Annotated in this window: 4 protein-coding genes; 1 reads left to right on the forward strand and 3 read right to left on the reverse strand. The window is 42.1% G+C overall.

The window, feature by feature from the left end:
• The first annotated feature begins 404 nt into the window (after positions 1–404).
• Entirely contained in the window at positions 405–1,613 is a 1,209-nt protein-coding gene (locus tag H6S82_RS24975) for an alpha/beta hydrolase (RefSeq protein ID WP_242057101.1), read from the forward strand.
• 59 nt (positions 1,614–1,672) lie between these two features.
• On the opposite strand, the gene H6S82_RS24980 is transcribed toward H6S82_RS24975, so the two are convergent.
• From H6S82_RS24980 to H6S82_RS24990, 3 genes are all read right to left on the reverse strand, one after another.
• On the reverse strand, positions 1,673–2,317 hold the full coding sequence (locus H6S82_RS24980; protein WP_190462151.1) for a Shedu immune nuclease family protein: 645 nt from the start codon (positions 2,315–2,317) through the stop codon (positions 1,673–1,675).
• 5 nt (positions 2,318–2,322) lie between these two features.
• Positions 2,323–2,628, reverse strand: coding sequence for a hypothetical protein (locus H6S82_RS24985; protein WP_190462149.1), 306 nt, complete (start codon positions 2,626–2,628; stop codon positions 2,323–2,325).
• 150 nt (positions 2,629–2,778) lie between these two features.
• Positions 2,779–3,397, reverse strand: a 619-nt coding sequence (locus H6S82_RS24990) for a WD40 repeat domain-containing protein (protein WP_191056879.1), incomplete at its 5' end; no start/stop codon positions are given.

Consider the following 3,397-nt stretch of genomic DNA (forward strand, 5'->3'; position numbering starts at 1 on the left):
CCAGTAAGCCGGATACTGCTAAACTAATAGAGATTGCACAAACTACACCCTTTTGAAAGATAAATTTACTTTTCACGATCGCGCTTTCTTAAGTTTTTCAGTGAATACTTGATAAACAATCAGGCGAATTTGAGTCGGAAAAGTTCCCTGACAACAAAAAAGCGATCGCTCCTATCCCACTGACGGTATCCAAATACACTTCGCTTGCTGCGTTTGCAAAGACGCAGGCATATCTAATTTTTTCCAAATATTGTAGAGACGTTTCATGAAACGTCTCTACAATACTCAAGGCCCAGCCAATCCAAAATCCTCTCATCCAAAATCCAAAATCGGTTGACTCAGATTTGCAGCTAAATTTACCAGACATCCTGAGCATATTAGTTTTATCCTGAAACAGGTTACTGATGAGTCAAACCTCAAAGCCAACACTACACTTGCTTAAAATTAACCTCATGGATACAACTTTTACCCCCAGCGCCCAGCAAATTACGCAAACCAAACAAAAGATTGACGCTTATATTCAAAGCATTGACGCTAATCCAGAACATCGCTCTGGTGCTTATCCTTACTACCAGTTCCACGCAGAGGGAGAAGCAATTCGGGGTACGGTGTTGATGTTCCACGGCTTCAGTAGCAAACCTCACCAGATGTGGCGCTTGACAGATTACCTGTTCCGCAATGGGTTTAATGTTTATCAGGCAACTTTGGCGGGTCATGCTTTTAGGATACCGGATAAATACTGGCCGCAAGTGGATCTCAAACCAGAAATTGCCAACCCCCTACGGGAAAAGGTGCAGCAAGACCCTGTTTTGCTCAACTTCTTTGCCAATCTGATGGCAGATCCGAGCAATTACGGTCGTCTCGGCGAGTTGGAAAAAAAGGCTTTGGTGGCGAGGTTGGTGAAATTAGAGCCTCGGCTATTAAATATTGTGAAGGCGATCGAGTTAAATGAAGACCCGGATTTCGATCGCTATTTCATTTCTTCCCACATGAATTATCTCCAAAACGCTCGCGATCGTCTGGCAGAATTGGAAGCCATGCCTGGGCCTATCTATACGATCGGATTGTCGGTGGGTGGGTCTGTGGCCCTTGGCTTAGCTGCGGATCGACCCGATCGCATTAAAGGAGTTGTCGCCTACGCACCTCTACTCAAGATTTACGGTGTACAAGAGCGCCAGTACGTGATGTTGGCTGGGCCACTGGATATCAGCGAATCAGGCTGGGACCCTGCGTTGCAGTTTCCTGTAGGTTGTTTAACTGCGGTGGATTGCTTCGGCAGTTTTGTACTCAGCAAGGTGCAAACTTTACAGTCTGTTCCCACTTTTTTGGTTCTCACTGAAAACGAGGATGCGGCTGATATTGAGACTAACCAACAATTTTTTAAAGATATCGGAGGCGAACGCAAAAAACATCGCTTATATGTTTATCCTTCCAGCGATATGGTGCCGCATCCAATGGTAGATCCGACAGAGATCAGTCGGCAAATGAGCAATCGTTTTTGGCAAAGTCTCTATCAGGAAACTTTCCGTTTCTTAACTGCTGGTGAAGTCGATTCTGCCAATATGGCTAATGTCGATCAAAATACGGATTTACCGCAAGTACCGCCAGTTTAGTTTTTGTGTGCGATCGCTCCATATCTGTGAGTGGGCGATCGCTTTCCATATATATAGCCTCAACTTGGGTTATCTATTTGTTCGCTGAACTGATACTGAGCAATGTAGGATGCTAAATCACGGCATAATTTATCATAAGTAACGCAGTGAATATGCTTCGAGTTTACTATTGTTTTTTCCTGACGCCACTCTAATCTTCTTCTTTCTCTAATTTCGATACTTTCATCTCTACCGATGACAAGTAAACCTATATAGTTAATCGTTTTGCTATTAAATCTGTTCTCAAAATCATCGGTTCTCTCTAAATCATTTAATTTCCAAAACCAATCTATAATCTGACTTAACCCACGCTCAAATCTGGGCGACCATTCTGGAGTGCTTCTTCCTGGTTTGCCTAAAAATATGCTGTTTGCTGCCGCTTCTTCAAATTCAACGAAACAATATGATTTATTTACATAATCTCCTACTGCGAGGTCGCAAGCAAAGTCTCCAAATATGTCATATTCAAATGCAATGCGATCGCGTCGAATAATGTTAGGGTTATAACAACTCAAAAACGCAGATAAATGCTGACGTTCTCTAAAAAAGGGTATGATGTCGTCCCTTTCTGATAAACCTCGACGACTTTGGAGTAGTTGTTGCAGATCGGAGATTTGCGAGCGACAAATCCTCACATCAAACTCAAGCGCTGAAAAGCTTTTCATTTAAGTTATACATTTTGTTTTTTTCGGCGAAACATATATTCTATCGTCTCCCGCCTAAAAATATGTGAAATTTCTATTTTATTCTCAGCGGTTACTTCAAAAATGATTCGGAGACTTGCATCTACCTGAAGTAGATAAAGCTGTTCGTCTTCCTGAAGCTTTTTGATATTTGACGCCAGAGGTTGAGCGATCGAAAAATTTTCCAGAGAATCGATCGACTTCAAAACGTTTGCTCTTTCTTCCTCGGAGAGTACATCGAGTCCAGGAAGCACGCTGCTATCAATTTTGATTCTACTTTGGTTAACTGTCATAAAAATACCAAACTAGACTTAGTAAGTTGCCCGAAAAAACGCTGTATATTGTCGGTTGCGTCATACTTTTGTGATAGCTCGATCGCATGAGTTTTTCTGTCTCTGACGCACCCGACTTTATGTACTATTTTAACGTATTTTACTCAAATTCTACTTGATTCCCCACACTTCGATCGTTTTATCCTGTGCAGCACTATACAAAGTTTGTCCATCCGCACTAAAGGCGAGGCAAGTCACATACTTATCGTTTCCTGTCAAAGTGTGGAGATTTTCTGCGGTTTTTATATCCCAAAATTTGATACTCTTGTCATAAGCACCGCTACTCACCAAAATTTGACCGTCTGGGCTAAAGTTTAGGCAATTTGCCCAGCCTGAATCTAGCTCTAAAATGCGGATTATTTCCCCTGTTTCCAGATGCAAAAGTCTAATTTTATTATCCCAAGATGCAGCGGCGATAATTTCTCCGTTTGGACTGGTGGCAATGGATAAACCACCCATTAAAGGGATTTTGAAAGTGCGCGGTTTATCTCTATTTCGCAGATTCCATAATTTAACAGTGCCATCTGCACCGCCACTGATGAGAATTTGTCCATCTGGGCTATAGGAAAGGTAAAACACCGTTCCTGTGTGCGTTCCCCAAACGAGAGAATTACTAATATTATAAATTAGTTTACCAGTATTTAAATCCCAAATTTTGATCGTTTTATCCTGACTGCCAGTGGCAAGATTTTGGCCATCGGGGCTAATTGCGATCGCACCAGATCGGAAG

Origin of the sequence: Planktothrix sp. FACHB-1355 (assembly GCF_014748295.1) — a bacterium.
GTDB lineage: Bacteria > Cyanobacteriota > Cyanobacteriia > Cyanobacteriales > Aerosakkonemataceae > Aerosakkonema > Aerosakkonema funiforme_A.